The following is a 20,207-nucleotide window of genomic DNA, read 5'->3' as shown; positions in this document are numbered from 1 at the left end:
TATCTATTCGAAGTAACAGCAAAATGAATTTCATGATTCTTATTACCGCTACTATAGCGGCTGGACTCAGCCAAGGAATGCTGCTTCCCGTATTATCCATTCTATTGGAGCAGAAAGGAGTTTCCTCTTCACTTAATGGACTTAATGCAGCTGCTTTATACATAGGATCATTCGGAATGACCTTGATTGCTGAAAGAGTTCTCGGAGCGATTGGATTCAAAAAATTGATTGCTGGCGGGATAAGCTTAGTCTTAGTAAGCTTGCTTTTATTCCCCTTTTTTCCTGGAATCAAAATATGGTTTGTGTTACGTCTACTTGTAGGTGTTGGTGATGCAGCTATCAATTATGCCGCCCAGCTATGGGTGCTGCTAATGACACCTGCCGAGCATCGTGGACGAAATCTTTCCCTGTATGGGATGTCCTATGGTCTGGGCTTTAGCTTGGGGCCACTTGGAATTAGTCTGCTGCGCTTTGGTCAGGCAACACCCTTTATTGTTCTAGCTTTTCTTTTTTTGCTGGTCCTAATACTAGCCGTTACAATGCTTCCGGATTCACGTCCAGATAAAGTTGAGAGTGGAGAAAGTCAGGTACGCCGGTTTGGACGTTGTTACAGTCTAGCGTGGTTTGCTTTAATTCCTGCACTCCTATACGGTTTCATGGAAGCAAGCTTAAACAGTAATTTTCCAGTGTATGGCCTCCGGATCGGATACAGCACGGATCAAATTGTAGCCTTATTGCCTTTTGCGGGCATTGGAGGACTGTTGTTACAATTCCCGCTAGGACTGTGGAGCGACCGTTTTGGTCGAAAGAAGGTATTGATTCTTACTGGGATTGGAGGCGGGATTGCCTTCGCATTACTGCCATTAGCAGGTGACCATTTCAAAGTGACTATGGTGCTGTTGATGATTGCTGGTGGACTTGTAGGCTCCTTTTTCTCGTTAGGGCTTAGTCTGGCTGCGGACATTTTACCACGACATTTACTGCCTGCTGCAAATGTGGTTGCTTCTTTTCATTTTAGTATAGGCAGTATTATAGGTCCAGGTATCGGCGGTTTGCTCATGCAAGTCGGCTGGGGCGGGGGGATTTTCGGCTTGATGGGCGCTTTATATATCGCCTTCGGATTGCTTGGGTTATTTTTCTCGCCACGGCAAAAAATTTGAGGTAAGATAAGAACGAGTGCTCGCATGGAAATTCATCTGGCTTTCAGAGTACACTATAGATTATAGATAAAGACAGGGAGAGGCTGAACTATGATCACAGTTGAACACTTAGCCAAGGCAGTTGGGGAAGATAAGAATCCAGTTCTACAGGATATAGGGTTTCAATTAGAACCGGGTGAGTTCGTAGCAATACTTGGAGCTAGCGGTAGCGGTAAGACCACTTTACTGCGCTGTTTAGCGCTGCGTGAGAAGTGGGATAGAGGGAATTTTAGAGTGGACGGTACAGATATAATGGCGAGTGCCTTTACAGGTAAAAGAAAAATCCGCCGCGAGTGGGCATACCTGGAGCAGAATGCAGAGCTCAATCCTAACCGTACTGCATTGAAAAATGTACTGATCGGCCAGTCTTCACAAACGCCGTTATGGCGAATGGTCACTGGGATGGTACGTTCAGATGATTATATGGGTGCAATGGATGAACTGGACGCCCTTGGCCTCCTGGATAAGGCGAAGATGAAGACAAGTCAACTTAGTGGCGGAGAAAGGCAGCGTGTAGCGATTGCTAGAGCGTTGACTCACGGTGCTAAAGTGATTTTAGCGGATGAACCGGTTACGGGATTAGATCCTAAATCCGCGGAGAGTGTCTTGGAAACATTGCGGAAGCTGTGTAAAGAAACCGGTCTTTCGGTTGTAACGGTGTTACCGATTGAATTAGCGGAACGTTTTGCTACGCGTCTATGGGTACTAGAAGATGGCAGAATTAAGCATGATATAAAGGGGCGTAGATTAACGTTCCAAGAACGTGCAAATCTTTAAATATAGGACACGGATAAGGAAAAGAGTGATGAAGTTGAATATGAGAAGTCTTAGGTGCTTTATAGCCGCAACGCTGACGTTATCCGTACTGTCGGGTTGTACTTTCATCAGTGATCCTGTTTCTAAGATGAAATCTCCACAATTGTCTGCTGACAAAGCAACACTTATGGCTGCTATTAATTCATTTATGCCAGCAGGTTCCACGTTGATTCGTCCGACCAATGACGAGGATAGTACCATCTTTAGTGAGGATCTCAATAAGGATGGGATTTTGGAGACGCTTGTGTTCTATAAGACTCCTGGAGAAGCTGTATTGATTCACGGAATGATCCTGGAGAAACAGGGCGATACCTGGGTCAAGAAGCTTGTATTCGATGGTGACGGATCTGTGCTGGAGTCGGTTGATATAAGGGATTTGACGGGTGATGGGAAGCTGAATATCGTTACAGGCTATTCACGAGAAAAAGAAAAAGGCCTGGTTGTCTATAGCTATGCCAGCGGTTCTTTGGAAGAAGTGTTATCGCTTCCGTATACAAATTATATGATTAATGATCTGAACGGAGATGGAATTGAAGACATCACCGTTGTTTATTTTAAACGAAATGAATTTGTAAACATTTCGATCTATCAGTATAATGATGGCTTTAAGGTACTCGATAAACTGGATAATATCGACCCTTATTTTAATAATTATTACAATATTGTTGCAGGAAAAATCTCAGAGAATAAAGAAGGAATCGTATTGGATGCTGCGGTAGATTCTCAATCTGCCTATACCTCGATTGTTCTTATGGAGAACAATAAGCTGCATGTGGTTCTACCAGGCGATGCGCGGACTTATAAGGATCGTCGGATTGTAAGTGAAGATATTGATCATGATGGCATTATTGAAATTGGATTGCTGGAGGCACCCAAAGGATGGGAGTATTTCGATCCAGCTGAGATTCCATACTTTACCTCCTATTATAAATGGGATGGAAAAGACGGTCTGACCTTCACAACCCAGCTATATCATGATCCATCGGATCGATTCAATATTAATTTTTCTCCGGAATGGCATGGGAAGGTGACAGTTGATACGAAATCGGTTCAGGACAAGAACCTTAAGTTCATCATGTCTGATACCGGTGAGACGGTTGCTGAGGTTTCCTTCTTTTCTCCTTCTGAATGGGACCGTGTGAAGAATGACGGTTGGGATCTGCTTGCTCGTGATGCAGCTAAGATTATCGCCTACCGTGGTAAGTTAGAACAAAGTACAACAATGGAAGGAAGCAATAAAATTGCCTCCCCTATAGAAAGGAAGGGAATAGATGAGTAAAGTACTGATTCTGGAAGATGAGGAGTCCATTCGTAGTTTTATTGTCATTAACTTGAAGCGGAATGGGTTCGAAGTGATAGAGGCTGCGGATGGGCATGAAGCTCTTCACAAGCTAACCACGATCCCTGATATTGATATCGCTCTATTGGATGTAATGGTTCCAGGTATTGATGGATTTGAAGTATGTAGACGGGTCAGAGAAAACAATGAACGTTTGGGTATTATTTTTCTGACTGCCAAGGTTCAAGAGCAGGATAAAGTGTATGCCTTATCCGTAGGCGCTGACGACCATGTTAGTAAGCCGTTCAGCCCGACAGAACTGATTGCTCGAATTCAATCGCTGCTGCGTCGAGTGAATGTTCATCGTGAACAGTCAGCGAAAGTTTCTTTCGTTTCAGGGCCATTTACCTTGGATCTTATTTCCAAGCATTTCAAACGTGATAATGAAGCCATTGAACTGACGCCAACAGAGTTTTCATTGATCCAATTCTTTCTCGAAAAAGAAAATACGCCGCTCAGCCGCGATCTTCTGCTGGATCATGTGTGGGGCAAGGAGTATATGGGTGATCCCAAGATTGTGGATGTGAATATTCGTCGTCTGCGTCAAAAGATAGAGAACAATCCGTCAGAGCCAGAATTTTTGCAAACGGTATGGGGACACGGATATAGATGGAAAGGCCAAGTACAATGATTAAGAAGGGGATGCGCAGACAAATCGTTCTACACTACATTCTTGTAGTTTTTTTGGCGCTTCTCCTTGTAGAAGTTATCTTCCTGCTTGCCATCAGAACGTATTATTATGACAGTGTGTACAGCAAGATAAAAAATCACATTACCACTGGAGAGTCATTCTTCTATAAATACCAGTTGAATGGCGAGAGCAATTCGTATCAACTGCAAGAGCTGCTGGAGCGGTTTTCGCTGAATAATACCGAACTAGAAATATTGACCTTGAATGGCGATATGATTACTAGTTCAACCGGCTTTCAGCCTGACCGTACGATTACAACCAGTGACGTTCCTGAAGCGGTAGGGGGCAGTATTGGCCGCTGGGTAGGACGCCAGAGTGGTACTAACGAGAGTGTTATGGCTGTGTCCAAGATGCTGCAGGTTCACGGACGTGATACGTATATTCTAAGATATCTTACTTCACTTGAGGGCATCAACAACGATTTGCTTAATCTTACGTTACTGTCAATTGGAATAGGTGCAGCTGTTATGGCTGTTGTTATCGTGTTCAGCTTCGGACTTGCCAATTCAATCGTAAAGCCGCTCAATAACATTACGGCGGTATCAGCCCAAATGGCTAAGGGTAGATTTAATGTGCGGATTAAGGGGAATTACAAATTTGAGATTGGTGACTTGGCTTCAACGCTCAATTATATGGCTCAGGAAATTGTGCGCAGTAATCAGATTAAGGATGATTTCATCTCGTCCATTTCACATGAGCTGCGGACACCCCTTACAAGTATCAAGGGCTGGAGTGAAACCTTGGTCTCTGGTGGCTATGATCCGGAGGAGACGCAGCTTGGTGTAAGTATTATCTCAAGAGAAAGTGAACGACTGATTGGTTTAGTGGAGGAGATTCTCGACTTTTCAAAGCTGCAGCAGAACCAGATGAAGCTGTCCATTGGGATTGTTGACGTAAAAGTGTTACTTCAGGAAACGATCCTTAATATTTGGGCTAAGGCAGAGAAGAAGCGTATCCACTTGCTTCTAGAATGTGAAGATGGAATCTTTGTTAAAGGGGATGCCAATCGTCTAAAGCAAGTGTTCTTAAATCTGGTAGACAATGCCGTGAAGTTTTCCCATGAGGAGTCCAGTATCGAATTGTCTGCGAAGAGACTGTCCGCTACAGAAACAGCGATTATGGTACGAGACAGCGGGATAGGGATTAGTGAAGCACATATTTCCAGAGTTAAGGACCGTTTCTTTCAAGTGGATGCACTCAATGGAGGAACAGGCTTGGGGCTAGCGATCTCACAGCAGATTGTAGAACTTCATAATGGGACACTTGATATGGTAAGTGAGCTTGGAAAAGGAACGGAAGTTACCGTCATCTTGCCTCTTACAGAACCACAGCCTGAAGTTAACTCAGAAGGGGGAACTCAAATTACAGCTACCTTTCCAGAATTAGATGATTGGGAGGCATGACGTGTGATGGGAGTGACGACGAATTCGATTAGTATTGTTCGTGGAGAGCCAGATCGGGTTAGCGACATCTTGAGACTGCTGCAAGAAGCGGCGGGGTGGATGGAGCTTAATGGGATTAACCAATGGACTCCCGGACAATTTAACGAGGTCGATATTTCAGGTTATTTCGCCGACAGGCATGTTTATCTTTCACTTGACGATGGGGTTGTGGTTGGTATGTTCACACTTCAATTCAGTGATCCTCAATACTGGGGCAGTAAAAATGATGAGTCTTATGCTTATTTGCATAGGTTGGCTGTGGCGGGTTCACACCGCAGTCAGGGGCTTGGGCAGTATATGCTTAAATATGCTGTGGTACGAGCCAGCGAACTTGGCTGTAGAGGACTCAGATTTGATACCGTTGCACACAACATTAAGCTCAATCGTTATTATCAAAGTTTGGGTTTTTATTATATGGGGACTAACGACATGGGGAATGGACGTTTAGTCAATCTTTACGAGCATTTTACAGAAAATTTTGATGAAGATGCTGTAATCCTCAGATATTTCTCTGAAGCTGATTTCGAATTTTTAAAGCGCTGTAGCAACACAGCAGAGTTCCTAAAACAATGGGCAGGATCGACAATAGCCTTCCCTTTAGATGATGAGCAACTTAATAATTATTTAGCTGGAGCTAATCATCCTGCAGAATCCGATCGGCTCATCTATTGTGCCGTACACGTAGCAAGCCAGAAAGTGGTTGGACATATCAGTATTTCAACGATAGATCGAATAAATCGTTCTGCGCGGATCGAGGGGGTAGTGGTAGATCCTAAATGCCACAGGCGTGGGATTGGCAGTAGGATGATAAATGGGATCCTGCGAATTGGGTTTGATGGATTAGGTCTCTACCGACTGTCATTAGGTGTTTATGATTTCAATATTGTTGCCCTGAAAACTTGCGAATCGGTTGGTTTTAAACGCGAAGGAATACAGCGAGAAGCTGCGTTGTTCGGTGAACGATATGTGGATTGTATTGAAATGAGCATGCTGGATCGGGAGTGGAGAGGGAAAATACAAATCAAACAGCAGTAATTATTAACTCGAATTTCGGTTCGACCAAGCATAGGTTGTGAAGTCTAGCAGGTGGAAATCCTGCTTGGAAAGGTTAAGCCAAATCACCAATAGCGAATCTTGGACGGCTGGAAGTAATTTCAGACGTTAAGCGTAGACAGCTAGGTAGTAGGTCTGAAAGTGATGGAGCCTCGAAAAGAGTAAACTGGAGAGGTCGACGTTTTCGTTAGTGCGTGAGATAACATTCGTTAATGCGTTAAGGGCTAGGATGAATGAGTTCTCCCGGAGTCGAAGAGCATGACATGCTACACAATGACTTCATAGCAACTTGGGATACCCTGCTCATTCTTCGGAAAAGGAAGTATGACAAACAACCGATCACAAGGGAGAATGTCAAATGATGGACAGGGAGTCGCGGATCACTGTGTACTACTGATGAAATCGGGTAATATCGGTAGAGGGAAGGCAGTAACATATCACCGGTCTTGCTAAGGACACGTTTACTACGCACAGGAGTAGGTCAACTACAGCATTGGATTGCCGCTTTAACCAGCTATATCAAGGGTTTATTTGGGGATTTGAGCTGCGAAAGTTGAGTTATTAATTAAAAAAGAACATATACAATGTCTCTAAAATACATCTTAACAGGTCGCTGAAAAGCGACCTGTTTTGCTTTCAAACAAACCTGTAAGAATCAAGCGAATGAATTTTGGTAGATCCTGAATGTCAAGGGAGTGGTATTGGCAAAAGGATGATGAATGAGATTCTGGGATCAAGTTTGGAGAGCACGCTGCAAAGGAGTACTTTCTGTGAAATAAAGGAATAGTTCCATTTTTTAATCTTTAAACGCACATATAATGAAATCATCAAGTCTGGATGAATTATTTTAAAGAGGAGTCCTACGACCGGATTCAAAATCGATCTGTATGTCGGCAGAAAAATCAGTTGTAATTGGGGGAAGGGAAATCTTCTCTAAATAAGTAGAACAGAGCCAACCGAAGGGCTAAGTAACGACTGAAAAGGCGGGGCCGACATCCATAAGAGGGGAGCAGAGAAAAATAAAAAATGGGAAATATCAGAGAGGTATAACAACTAAAGGATATTGAGGAGAATATTTGGTTTGTTCGGTTTTGTTTTGTAAAAATACAAAATATTGAAATAAATATAAAATAATGATATAATTACTATGAAAGTGATTGCGTTATGATACATAATAGAGCGATCATCAACAAATCAAAGGAGGAAATGAAAATGAAAATGAAAATGAAAAAAAATGGTGTTACTTTTTTACTTCTATTTGTTTTAATGCTTTCATTGGGATCGCAAGTCTTTGCAGCGGACGATCAATCGCAAGTCATTGCAGCGGACGATCAATTGCAAGTCATTGCAGCGGACGATCAATCGGAAGTCATTGCAGCGGACGATCAATCGCAAGTCTTTGCAATGAACGATTGGACTTCAGCTAATAATCACGCAGGGCAAACAACATTCATTTATGGTCAACACCAATATGGGAAGATAGTTGTCGAACTTGGAACAGGTACGTTCGCCAGTGTAACATTAATGGTAACCTGGCCGGGCGGCGGAGTTCACCCTCTTTATGTGTTGGAAGCAACTAAAGACAATCCCACTGTAAGTACCAATTATTACTTAGAAGGTGGAAAGCAGTATTATTTAAAAGTGCGGTCTGATAATCTCGGATTTGGAACCCTTTATAATTATCTTCCTTAGTAATCATTAATTAAAAAGAACTTATATAATGCCACTAAAATACATTTTAACAGGTCGCTGAAAAGCGACCTGTTTTGCTATCAAGCAAACCTGAAAGAAGTCAAACATATGAATATTGTTTGGTTTTTTTCATGGATGCCAAAGTCAAAGCTGGGCGTGGAAAACAATGTATAGAAGCTACATTTCTTAGCTGAATTCTTATACGTTTTGATAGCTATGTGGCTTTTTAGAGATACAAAAATCCCCTCCAAGTTTTCTCCATTCTAATGATACCATGTGACCTTTTTTGGAGTATTTTCTTGAAGGGGATCATATTATTCCCTGGATTTTGAACAGCCTAATCGTATATAAGAAAATTCTTTGCTTCAGTATGTTATTATGAATGTAGAACTTCTGCTCGCAGACGTCCGGTTTTTTCGTATACGTCATGAAGTAGACGGGAGGGTTGATTTCGAACCGCTGGCTTAGGAGCTACGGTCTCATTGGGCCCAACAACTACAATATTATTAATACTTCCCTTGACGACAGCACCATCTTTAATAATGGCGCCTTCGCCAATAATGGCATTTTCGATCTGTACTCCACGTCCGATGCGAACGCCAGGCATAATAACGCTTTGTTTAATTTGGCTCATTTTGCCAATTTCTACACCATTGAAGATTACAGAACGTTGCAAGCTGCCTTCTTGCGTGCAGAATTCATTCACGAGAGAGTCCGTTGATGGAATCTGAACACGTGGTTTATGAACAGCAAGCTTAGTCCGGCGACTCCGGCTATACATCGGCCAATGAGCTTTGTCGAGCTTCATGCCATTGTTTTTTTGCAGAAGATCCATATGTGCTTCCCAGAGACTACCCACAGTACCTACATCTCTCCAGTATCCTTTGAAGCGGTAAGCGAATAAATCATCATTCTGATCAAGCATCGTTGGTATAACGTCTTTACCAAAGTCATGACTGGAATTCGGATTAGCTGCATCCCGCAACAAGTGCTCCTTCAGATAAGCCCACTCAAACAGATATATACCCATAGAAGCTAAATTACTTTTAGGTACTTTTGGTTTTTCCGCAAACTCAGAGATTTTTAGTTCATCATTTACGTTCATCACTCCAAAACGACTAGCTTCATCCCACGGCACCTCCATTACGGAGATAGTGGCTTTTGCAGCCTTCTCTATATGGTAATCCAACATTTTTCGGTAATCCATATGGTAAATATGATCACCGGATAGAATGAGAACATGTTCTGGATTGCGGCTATCGATATACTCAATGTTTTTATAAATTGCATCAGCAGTTCCTGTATAGCTGTCTCTGCCTTCAACACCGGAAGGAAGCAGGGTTACACCTTTATCCTTTTGACTATGTAAGCCCCAAGGCTCACCTTCACCGATGTGTTCATGTAAGGATTCAGCTTCATATTGCGTCAGGACACCTACTGTATCAATTTTAGAATTTACACAATTACTTAGTGGGAAATCAATAATTTTATACTGTCCACCGAAAGGGACTGCAGGCTTAGCCATACTGGAAGTCAAGGGAGCCAATCTGCGGCCTTCCCCTCCTGCCAAGAGCATGGCGATACAATCTTTTTTGTTATTCATTTGTTATCCCTCCCATTTATTTTGTCAATGCTTGATATATAAACTCACGACAAGCACTTGAAACGACATAGGTGAAGTATATTGCTGTGTAAAAAGAAAAATTACAATTAATATTTCTTTATCAGAAAATCTTTTGTTTTCACATCAAATCATTTTCAAAATGGTAATATTCGGTTAATGTAATAGGTACAAGCATTCAAAAAAGGTGGTGTAGAATTGGCTGAAAAAGCAACAATCGATACCCTTCCGTCAGCTGCTGATATTTATTTGTTCCATGAGGGCACCAATTATCGCAGCTATTCTATGCTGGGTGCGCACACTGCCGCTGAAGAAGGCGTTACGGGCGTGCGCTTTACCGTGTGGGCTCCTCATGCGACATATGTAGGACTAGCTGGTGATCATAATGGCTGGGATGGAACGCAGGACATGGACTCGTTATATAAGATACCCGATTCAGGATTTTGGAGTCGTTTTTTTCCGGGAATACAGCCGGGAACTTTTTACAAATACAGTATTGTTGCCAGTGATGGCTCCAGCTTCCTAAAAGCGGATCCTTTTGCCTTCAAAGCTGAGGTTCGACCGGCGACTGCATCCGTTGTTACGGATCTCAGTGGTTATCGTTGGGGAGATGCTGCATGGCGGAGAAAGAGTAAAGCTCCATATCATCAACCGATGAACATTTATGAGATGCATTTTGGAACTTGGCGTCAGAAAGAAGACGGGGAATTTTACAGCTATCAGGAAATGAGTGAATTATTAATTCCTTATTTGGTGGAAATGGGTTATACCCATGTTGAGTTTATGCCGCTTGCTGAGCATCCATACGATTTGTCATGGGGCTATCAAGGGACGGGGTATTTTGCGGCTACGAGCCGATATGGTGAACCCCATGAGTTGATGTATTTAATCGATCATTTGCATCAAGCTGGAATTGGTGTCATTCTGGATTGGGTTCCGGCCCATTTTGCAAAGGATGCACACGGTTTAAGAATGTTTGATGGCTCGCCACTTTATGAATATGCAGATCCAATGTTAGCGGAAAAACCAGGCTGGGGAACCCTATCGTTTGACTTCAGCAAGCCTGAGATTTCTTCGTTCCTCATTTCTAATGCACTCTTTTGGTTTGAGTATTATCATATTGACGGGATGCGTGTAGATGCGGTTACCAGTATGCTACGTCTCGATTTTGAGAAACAAGCTCATCAATATCGACGTAATGTGAATGGTGGTCTGGAGAATTTAGAAGCCATTAAGTTTATTCAGAACCTGAATAAAGCGATATTTCAGTATTTTCCTAAGGCATTAATGATGGCAGAAGAATCTAGTGCTTGGCCGGGAGTTACAGCGCCAGCTCATGAAGGTGGCCTCGGTTTTAACTACAAATGGAATATGGGATGGATGAATGACACCTTGGGTTACATAGAACATGATTTTTGGGGGCGCCCTCATCATCATAATTTATTAACATTTCCAATATGTTATGCTTATGCCGAAAATTATGCATTACCTTTATCACATGACGAGGTTGTACATGGCAAGAAGTCGTTACTGGACAAAATGCCCGGTTCTTATGAACAGAAGTTCGCAGGACTTAGGCAACTGCTCGGTTATCAAATATCCCATCCCGGAAAGAAACTTCTGTTCATGGGAGGAGAATTTGGTCAATTTATCGAATGGAAGGATCAAGAGCAGCTGGATTGGCTACTGCTGGACTATGACAGCCATCGTGGTATGCTAGCTTACACTGCTGCACTTAATAAACTGTATCGCTCGGAGAAAGCCCTGTGGGAGCTTGATCATTCCCAAGAGGGTTATCAATGGATTGATGCAGATGACAATGAACAAAGCGTAATTTCATATCTGCGTAAAGGCAAGAAGCCTGGAGATACGTTGCTTTTTATCATCAATTTTCAACCTGTCCAGCGTCAACAGTATCGTATAGGGGTTCCACGCCCAGGGACTTATGAAGAACTTTTTAGCTCGGAAGATGTAGCGTTCGGAGGTTCGGGTATACACAACTTGCCTCAGAAGAGCAAAAAGTTAGAATGGCATAATCAGGTGAACAGTATAGAGCTAACATTACCGCCTCTTAGCTTCCTGGTGTTTAAGAAAACGTCACGAGTGGGTAAGAGTAAAGAGGCAATTGAGTCATAGATTAAAGAACGAATAGAGAATCCGTACACTTTAAAGGGGGAAATAATCATGAAAGTTTTATTTGCCGCAGCTGAAGCTCATCCATTTATCAAAACGGGTGGTCTGGCCGATGTCATTGGGGCATTACCTAAAGCGCTGAAGGGTGCCGGGGTGGATGTACGAGTGATTTTGCCTAAATATCGTGGGATTCCAGAAAAGTTCACTTCAAAAATGGAGCATTTAACAGAAGTTTATGTGCCAATCGGCTGGCGTAATCAGTACTGCGGAATCGAACATATGGTTTATGACGGTATCCCCGTTTACTTTATCGACAATGAATATTATTTTGGACGGGACGGAATCTACGGATATATGGATGATGGAGAGCGCTTCGCGTTCTATAATCGTGCGGTGCTGGAGTGTCTGCCAGCTATTGATTTTCAGCCGGACGTCTTGCATTGCCATGATTGGCATGCGGCTGTAATCCCAATGCTGCTTCAGGGTCATTATCGACACAATCCATTTTACAGCGAAATGCGAAGTGTATTTACCATACATAACCTGTTGTATCAGGGTGTGTTTCCTTATGAGGTGCTTGGGGAGCTATTGGGTCTGGACAGCAGTTATTTTGGCGGCGTGGAGTATTATGGGAATGTGAATTTCTTAAAAGGTGGCATTGTATATAGCGACCGTGTCACCACAGTAAGTCCAACCTACTCGGAAGAAATTCGAACACCTTATTATGGTTACGGACTGGATGGATTGTTGAATGCGCGAGCGGATGTTTTAAGCGGTATTGTGAATGGAATAGATACAAAAAGTTATAATCCTGCAACAGATACAAGTCTTGTTACCCGTTATCGTTCTAATCTGGCGAAGAAAACGGAGAACAAATTAGCCTTGCAGGAGGAATTAGGACTACCTGTGGATGCTAATATTCCGATGGTGGCTATGGTTACTCGTCTTGTGGATTCCAAAGGTTTAGATTTGCTTACGCGTGTATTGGATGAGCTATTGTATAAGGATGACATTCAATTTGTTCTGCTTGGAACGGGGGATGAGTCCTATGAGCGGTGGTTTAAGGAAGCGGCTTGGCGTTATCCGACAAAGCTATCTTCACAAATCCTCTTTAATGATGCACTCTCACGCAAAATATATGCTGCTAGTGATATCTTTCTTATGCCTTCCAAGTTTGAACCTTGCGGGATCAGTCAACTTCTCGCTTTACGCTACGGAAGCATACCTGTTGTGCGGGAAACTGGCGGCTTGAATGACACCGTTCAAGCTTATAATGAAGAATCCGGTGAAGGGAACGGCTTTACATTCAGCAATTACAACGCCCACGATATGATGTTTACACTTCGCCGGGCGATCTCATTATACAAGCAGCCTGAACATTGGAAAAAGATTACGAAAAACGCATTCGCTGGTGATTATAGCTGGAATGTATCGGCGCAACAGTACATTGATATTTATAATGAAATTACGGAATAAGGATTCATTAGATTCCGTAATAGGTTAATAAGGGAGTGCACTGAAGTATAACTCATACTTTAGTGCACTCCTTTTTTTGATGAAAATTAGGGGCGATTTGCCGCATGATTTGGTTAAGTTAGGGAATAGTAAAAATGTATAAAATTATATAAAATTTGAATAAATGTTGAATAATATGTTTCAGAAGAATGAATTCTTTGCTTTGAAACCCAATAAAAGGAAGTTATTGTCACAATTATGCCTTTGCATATTCATGCGTTCTGATTTATAATAAGTCGGTCAAAGAGACAACTTGGATTTTTTTCATACGAATAGGGGAGATATAGAAATGAACAAATGGGGTAAACTTAGTTTAGGTATGTTATTAGCAGTAGGCCTGTTGTCAGGATGCGTTCAAAATAAAAATGATAGTGATACCGCTGCAAGTGGAAATGCAACTAACGGTGGGGCTACTAAGAAGCTTACTATGGGCACAAGTGCAGATTTTCCTCCGTACGAATTCCATAAAGTAGTAGACGGTAAAGATACTATCGTGGGCTTTGATATTGATATCGCTAAGGAAATTGCTGCTGATATGGGTGCAGAACTTGTAATTAAGGACTTGCCATTCGACTCACTACTAAACGAATTGTCCAGCGGAAGAGTAGATATTGTAATTTCTGGACTTAGCCCGACGGAAGAACGTAAAAAAGCTGTTGATCTTTCAGACATTTATTACAAGGCTGAGCAAGCGATTGTTGTGCGCGAAGCGGACAAAGATAAATACGCCACTATGGATGCTGTAAAAGGTACCAAAATTGGTGTGCAGACTGGATCCATTCAAGAAGAAATTGCTAAAGGGATCGAGGGAGCGAAAATCACTTCGCTTGGTAAAATCTCCGAAATCGTTCTACAATTGCAATCCAATCGTGTAGATGCTGCTATCATTGAAGGGCCCGTCGCCAAATCATTCGTTAAGAATGTTCCTGGTCTTGTAATTACTGATGCTAAGCCAGAAGTTGAAGATGACGGTTATGCTATTGGTATTAAAAAAGGAAATAAAGAGCTACTGGATCAAGTAAACAGCACACTGACACGTTTAAACTCAGAAGGTAAAATTGATGAGTACGTAACGGCAGCTAGTGAGCTTGCAGATAGCACGAAGTAAAGAAACAACGGATATTTTTAAAGTCTGCTAAAGTAAATTGTATGTGTATACAGAAAATAGCGACAATAAGCTATTTTCTATTTTTTTGGAGATGGGAGGATAGGTTATGGACATTACTTTATTTAAAATGGCTTATGATTATCGTGATTTTTTCCTAACCGGTTTGCAGTATACCTTGCTGCTTGCTGTTCTAGGCGTCTTCTTTGGTTTTATTCTAGGGATTATTGTTTCCTTGCTACGTATGTCCAAATGGGGTGTGCTTCGCTTCTTGGCAACAGCCTGGGTAGAATTCCTTCGTGGTACACCTATGCTTGTACAACTGTTTCTGATCCATTATGGATTGGCTACATTCGGGATTGAATTTACACCGATTCAGTCGGGGGCAATCACTTTATCCATTAACAGTTCTGCTTACCTTGCAGAGATTTTCCGTGCTGGGATACAAGGGGTAGATCGTGGACAAATGGAGGCAGCCCGTTCACTTGGAATGAAGCAAGGGATGACTATGCGCCATATCATACTCCCGCAGGCACTCAAGAGTGTTCTTCCGGCAATCGGAAATGAATTTATCACCATTATCAAGGAATCATCGATTATTTCTTTTATCGGCGTTACGGATTTGATGTTTCAAGCACGTACGGTTACAACGATTTCTTACGATGGTATGACACCACTTGTAATTATCGCATTTATGTACTTTGTGCTGACATTTACGCTATCGAAGATCCTAGGTAGACTGGAAAGGAGGCTGAATACCGATGATCGCCGTTAAGAACTTGCAAAAAAATTACGGGAAGCTGGAAATTCTCAAGGGAATTGACTTGGAGATTCATAAAGGTGAGGTCGTCGTCGTTATCGGACCGAGTGGATCGGGTAAAAGTACCTTTCTGCGCTGTTTGAATCTCCTGGAGCAGCCAACTGGTGGCGAAATCACTTTTGAAGGTGAATCTATTACCTCCAAAAAGCACGATATTAATGTCACACGTGAGAAGATGGGAATGGTATTTCAGCAGTTTAACCTCTTTCCTCACAAAACAGTTCTGCAGAACATTACACTAGCCCCGATTAAGGTGAAAAAACAGCAGCAGTCCGAAGCTGATAAATTCGCAATGGAGCTGCTCAAGACTGTAGGCCTTGAAGATAAAAAGGATGCATATCCTGCTCAGCTGTCCGGAGGACAGAAGCAGCGGATCGCGATTGCCCGTGCGCTGGCGATGCAGCCTCATGTGATGCTCTTTGACGAGCCAACCTCAGCCCTTGACCCAGAGATGGTTGGTGAGGTGCTGGAGGTTATGAAGAAGCTTGCAGAAGATGGGATGACAATGGTCATTGTTACGCATGAGATGGGCTTTGCACGCGAAGTGGGCGACCGTATTCTATTTATGGATGGCGGCGTGATTGTAGAGCAGGGTACACCTGCACAAGTATTCGGAAATCCTCAGCATGTACGTACACAGGATTTTTTAAGTAAAGTGTTATAAGTAAGTCAAATTGTAGCGGCGCTCGGGCAAGTTATCCGGGTGCCGCTTTATTTTTTTAACAGTTGCATAATTTGAGGATATAATGGACTGAGTTCATTTATTTATGTAAACCATGTATAATAGATGGTCAATCAACTTGAAAAGGAGTACATACATAATGAGAGATGATCTGCGCCGGATAGGCATTATCGATATTGGTTCTAACTCCATACGTCTTGTAATCTATGATACAACGCCGGAGGGAGGCTATAAGATCATCAAGGAGTGTAAGTACTCTGCACGTCTTAGTGAGAAGATTACGAAGGAAGGTCGACTGGAGCAGGAGGATATGGAGACGATCATCCCAGTCTTGCGCCAGTTTAAGGAGATCTGCAATGCTTTTGATGTAGAGACCATTCGTGCGGGCGCTACAGCGGCAATCAGAAATGCTGCTAACTCCAGTGAAATTATTGCCTTTTTGTCAGAAGCTTCAACCATACCCATTGAGGTTATCAGTGGTCATCAGGAAGCTTACTTTGGCTTCTTAGGTGTCATAAATGCATTTAATGTTGAAGATGGTTATGTCATCGATATTGGTGGCGGGAGTACTGAAATCACACTTTTTCGCGGGCGGCGTTATCAACATAGCATTTCCTTTCCGTTCGGAGCGGTGAATACCAATCTTATGTTTGGTCAAGGCGGGAACTGGAATGGAGAGCAGATTCAGAAGCTGGAGACCTATGTTCTGGGGAGATTGGTAGAGCATGATTGGCTTAACGCAACAGCAGGTCTTCCACTGTTTGGTCTGGGAGGTACGGTTCGTTCTCTAGGTAAGCTGGATCAAAAGACTAGAGCATACTCATTACCTAACTCTCACGGTTACACCATGGCCAGTGAGACGATTGAGCATTTTATGAACACATTACCTTCAATGCCTTATGATAAGCGTAAAGATTTAGATGGGTTGTCTAAGAGTCGAGCAGATATCATCGTATCCGGGTTGATTATTTTCCATACGGTATATCAGTATATTGGGGCTAGCCAGGCTGTAATCAGCGGGGAGGGGCTTAGGGAAGGTATGCTACATGATCTACTGAAGCCGGAGCAACCGGTGCGAGACAGTGCGCTTGAATACAGTTTAAATACGATTATCCGGTTTGATATTCGTACTTCTAAACGGTATTTAGATCATATTAACAAGCTTGCTCTAAGTCTGTTTGATGCATTCAAGGATGAAGAGAATAAAGCTGAACATAAGATGTTAATTTACGTATCCATCATGCTACATCGAACGGGATCTAACATAAACTATTATCAATCTAAACGACACACCCTTTATTGGCTGATGAATTCACCGATCCGTGGACTAACACACCGCCAGCTTATCCTATGCGCGATGATTGCCTCGTATAGCACAAAAAGCCGGAAGCAGAAATTGTCCCAGATGTATAAGGACATTTTGCTGCCTTCCGACGAAGAGTGGATTCATAGGCTTGGGTCGCTTGTACAGCTAAGCATTGCACTGGACAGCACCGAGATCGGGATTGTAAGCGGCTTGAAAGCTAATCTGCACGGCAATACCCTTAATCTGGACCTTGAGGGCACATCAGCGCTTCTGATTGGTCTAGAGGACATTGAGAACGCCTTAAAAGCATTTAAGAATGCTTGGGCGGTGAAGGTAAAACTCGGGTTCCCTTCCAACGTGTAACATCCATTGCTGCGAACTGGCTCCGGAAAGGGGCCTTTTTGTCGTCTGGTTGCTCGTAATATCCATTAGGCTGTAAGAAGCTGGCCTTCACATTATCTTTTAGGGATAGTTCAAGAATCTTAACGATTTGTTTACGTATGCTGCTATCTCTGACAGGACACATCAGCTCGATCCGTCGGGTTAGGTTTCTAGTCATCCAGTCTGCACTGGATAAATACACCTCAGGCTTACCACCATTTTCAAAATAATAAATTCTTGAATGCTCCAAAAAGCGGTCGACAATACTGCGAACCGTAATGTTTTCGCTTAAGCCTTCAATCCCCGGTCGTAGACAACAAACCCCCCGAACGATTAAATCGATAGAAACACCAGCTTGTGCGGCACCATATAAATCATCGATGACCTGTTGATTAGAGAGTGAGTTCATTTTGGCAATAATACGTGCAGGTCTGCCGGCTGCAGCATGCTCCGCTTCACGCTTCATCAGCTTTTGTAAGGAAAGGCTCATGTCCGTTGGAGCTACAATGAAGGCATTCCAGTCAAAATCAGCGGAATAACCAGTCATTTGATTAAACAGCTCAGAAGCATCAAGACCGATATCGCTTTGAGCGGTAAATAGACTGAGATCCGTGTAGACTTTGGCTGTACTGTCATTATAGTTTCCTGTGCCTACATGCACGTAGCGACGTAATTCATGGCCTTCCTGACGGACAATCAAGGTGACTTTGGCATGCGTTTTGAGTCCAATAAGACCATAAACGACATGACATCCGGATTTTTCAAGTTGGCGAGCCCAAGCGATGTTACGTTCCTCATCAAATCTGGCTTTTAACTCTACAACTACTGTTACCTGTTTTCCGGATTCAGCAGCATTAGCGAGTGCAGTGATCAGAGGAGAGTTTCCGCTTACCCGATATAGAGTCATCTTAATGGCCATCACTTGTTCGTCCTCTGACGCTTGAATGATAAAGTCCGTCATCGCATCAAAGGATTCGTAAGGGTGGTAGACCAGAACATCTCGCTCACGTAATACCTCAAAGAAATCCTCATTTTCTTCAAATTCAGCAGGGTAGACGGGCTCAATACTTGGATAGTTTAAGTAACTAAAGCCCTTAATACTGCCGGCGAAATTACGAAGGAAACTTAGATCTAGCGGACCTTCAATTTCGAATACGAAATCTTCAATTTCAAACTCAGCTTGCAGCTGTTCCAAGGCATATGGATGAATTCCTTTTTGTACTTCAAGTCTTGCTGGAACACCGCGGCGACGTTTGCGTAGCTCCTTTTCAATCTCTTCTAGAAGATCCTCGGCCCCTTCTTCGTCGATCGTGAGATCAGAGTTGCGGGTCAAACGAAATTCACTAACGGCAACGGGCTCATAACCACTAAATAAAGTTTGAATGTGATGACGGATGACATCCTCTATAAATACGAACTGCCGTTTCTTACTGTTAGACCGGTGTGGTAGCGGGATACATCTTGGCAGATTAGATGGAATTTGCAGAATAGCAAAAAAAGGCTCTTCTTCAAGGCCATTCTTACGAGTAAGAACTACTGCTAAATAGATAAATTGGCTATGAACGAGTGGAAACGGTCGACTCTGATCTACAGCCATTGGCGTAAGTACAGGATAAATGATATCCCGGTAATATTGTTCTATGGACTGTTCCTGTGCATGAGTGAGATCCTCATAATCCACAAAAACGATACCTTCTTTATGCAAACTCCGTGAAATATCACGGAAAATCCGGTATTGGTCGGCAACAATTTTGGTAACTCGCTTGATGAGACGTTTGTATAGCCCGGAAGGGGTGTAGCCAGTGAAATCTTTTTTAGTATAGCCTGCCCGGATTTGATCTTGAATTCCGGCCACTCGAACGCTTATGAATTCATCAAGGTTGCTTGAGACGATAGCCAGAAATCTAGCCCGTTCCATTAGCGGATTATCAGGGTCTTGAGCTTCTTTCAGCACGCGTCGGTTAAATTCGATCCAGCTCAAATCTCTATTGAGGTAAGCAGTGGCTGGGCTGCTTTGGTTGTTTTTATTCTCTTCTGTATTCATGGGACCTCCAAATATGATTCGTTGTCTATATCTATTCTATTTATCATATTCTATCATTCTACTATTGGATAAAGCATGAAATGTTAACGCTATGTAAAATCTTCGGGAATTTTATATGATAATTTTTAAAAATGGTGCATGTATCTTTTAATGTAGTTAACATAATGAAAAATATGTTAACCATAATCCAAAAAAATGACAATATTGAAACTTGATTTTTCACAATGGTAACAATTACATAAGCACAGGTTACAAAATTGTGATATATTAAGTCCTGTCAGTTTTACAAAAGACTGCAACACATCAAGAAATCACACACGGGTTGTACATAAGTACTTAAAATGTACACGAGCGTATACGGAAGTGAT

Annotated in this window: 15 protein-coding genes; 13 read left to right on the top strand and 2 right to left on the bottom strand. The window is 42.5% G+C overall.

Annotation, left to right across the window (positions count from 1 at the left end):
- Positions 1–5 precede the first annotated feature (5 nt).
- From NST34_RS17730 to NST34_RS17700, 7 genes are all read left to right on the top strand, one after another.
- Positions 6–1,160 (top strand): MFS transporter, encoded by a 1,155-nt coding sequence (locus NST34_RS17730; RefSeq protein ID WP_341129564.1) that lies wholly within the window; start codon positions 6–8, stop codon positions 1,158–1,160.
- A 90-nt stretch (positions 1,161–1,250) separates the two neighbouring features.
- Entirely contained in the window at positions 1,251–1,976 is a 726-nt protein-coding gene (locus tag NST34_RS17725; protein ID WP_341128446.1) for a phosphonate ABC transporter ATP-binding protein, read from the top strand.
- A 40-nt stretch (positions 1,977–2,016) separates the two neighbouring features.
- Positions 2,017–3,294, top strand: coding sequence for a hypothetical protein (locus NST34_RS17720; protein WP_341128445.1), 1,278 nt, complete (start codon positions 2,017–2,019; stop codon positions 3,292–3,294).
- A complete protein-coding gene (locus NST34_RS17715; RefSeq protein WP_341128444.1) occupies positions 3,287–3,985 on the top strand; it encodes a response regulator transcription factor in 699 nt (232 codons plus the stop codon). Before NST34_RS17720 ends, NST34_RS17715 begins: the two co-directional genes overlap by 8 nt.
- Positions 3,982–5,448: a sensor histidine kinase gene (locus NST34_RS17710; protein WP_341128443.1), complete on the top strand. Its 1,467-nt coding sequence runs from the start codon at positions 3,982–3,984 to the stop codon at positions 5,446–5,448. The genes NST34_RS17715 and NST34_RS17710 overlap by 4 nt, the downstream gene beginning before the upstream one ends.
- A 6-nt stretch (positions 5,449–5,454) precedes the next feature.
- The gene (locus NST34_RS17705) at positions 5,455–6,522 is read left to right on the top strand and encodes a GNAT family N-acetyltransferase (protein ID WP_341129563.1); all 1,068 of its coding nucleotides are present in this window, start codon (positions 5,455–5,457) and stop codon (positions 6,520–6,522) included.
- Positions 6,523–7,752: 1,230 nt separating this feature from the next.
- Positions 7,753–8,232 (top strand): hypothetical protein, encoded by a 480-nt coding sequence (locus NST34_RS17700; protein ID WP_341128442.1) that lies wholly within the window; start codon positions 7,753–7,755, stop codon positions 8,230–8,232.
- A gap of 376 nt (positions 8,233–8,608) precedes the next feature.
- Here the strand turns inward: NST34_RS17700 and NST34_RS17695 are convergent, their stop codons facing one another.
- Entirely contained in the window at positions 8,609–9,835 is a 1,227-nt protein-coding gene (locus NST34_RS17695) for a glucose-1-phosphate adenylyltransferase (protein ID WP_341128441.1), read from the bottom strand.
- Between the two features lie 216 nt (positions 9,836–10,051).
- Between NST34_RS17695 and glgB the strand changes: the two genes are divergently transcribed.
- From glgB to NST34_RS17665, 6 genes are all read left to right on the top strand, one after another.
- Positions 10,052–11,989 carry a 1,4-alpha-glucan branching protein GlgB gene (gene glgB / locus NST34_RS17690; RefSeq protein WP_341128440.1) on the top strand — a complete coding sequence of 646 codons (1,938 nt, stop codon included), beginning with the start codon at positions 10,052–10,054 and terminating at the stop codon, positions 11,987–11,989.
- 48 nt (positions 11,990–12,037) lie between these two features.
- Complete coding sequence (gene glgA, locus NST34_RS17685; protein ID WP_076283565.1) at positions 12,038–13,462, top strand: glycogen synthase GlgA; 1,425 nt, start codon at positions 12,038–12,040, stop codon at positions 13,460–13,462.
- 328 nt (positions 13,463–13,790) lie between these two features.
- Positions 13,791–14,609: a transporter substrate-binding domain-containing protein gene (locus NST34_RS17680; RefSeq protein ID WP_341128439.1), complete on the top strand. Its 819-nt coding sequence runs from the start codon at positions 13,791–13,793 to the stop codon at positions 14,607–14,609.
- A gap of 106 nt (positions 14,610–14,715) precedes the next feature.
- On the top strand, positions 14,716–15,381 hold the full coding sequence (locus NST34_RS17675; protein WP_042128253.1) for an amino acid ABC transporter permease: 666 nt from the start codon (positions 14,716–14,718) through the stop codon (positions 15,379–15,381).
- Positions 15,368–16,090: an amino acid ABC transporter ATP-binding protein gene (locus tag NST34_RS17670; protein WP_042188767.1), complete on the top strand. Its 723-nt coding sequence runs from the start codon at positions 15,368–15,370 to the stop codon at positions 16,088–16,090. The genes NST34_RS17675 and NST34_RS17670 overlap by 14 nt, the downstream gene beginning before the upstream one ends.
- Positions 16,091–16,247: 157 nt before the next feature.
- Positions 16,248–17,777: a Ppx/GppA phosphatase family protein gene (locus NST34_RS17665; protein WP_341128438.1), complete on the top strand. Its 1,530-nt coding sequence runs from the start codon at positions 16,248–16,250 to the stop codon at positions 17,775–17,777.
- On the opposite strand, the gene ppk1 is transcribed toward NST34_RS17665, so the two are convergent.
- Entirely contained in the window at positions 17,725–19,839 is a 2,115-nt protein-coding gene (ppk1, locus tag NST34_RS17660; protein ID WP_341128437.1) for a polyphosphate kinase 1, read from the bottom strand. The genes NST34_RS17665 and ppk1 overlap by 53 nt on opposite strands.
- Positions 19,840–20,207: the final 368 nt, after the last annotated feature.

It is taken from the genome of Paenibacillus sp. FSL H7-0714 (assembly GCF_038003765.1).
GTDB lineage: Bacteria > Bacillota > Bacilli > Paenibacillales > Paenibacillaceae > Paenibacillus_AQ.
Note: the sequence above shows the minus strand (reverse complement) of the source record. Positions and strands in the feature narration are given on the sequence as shown.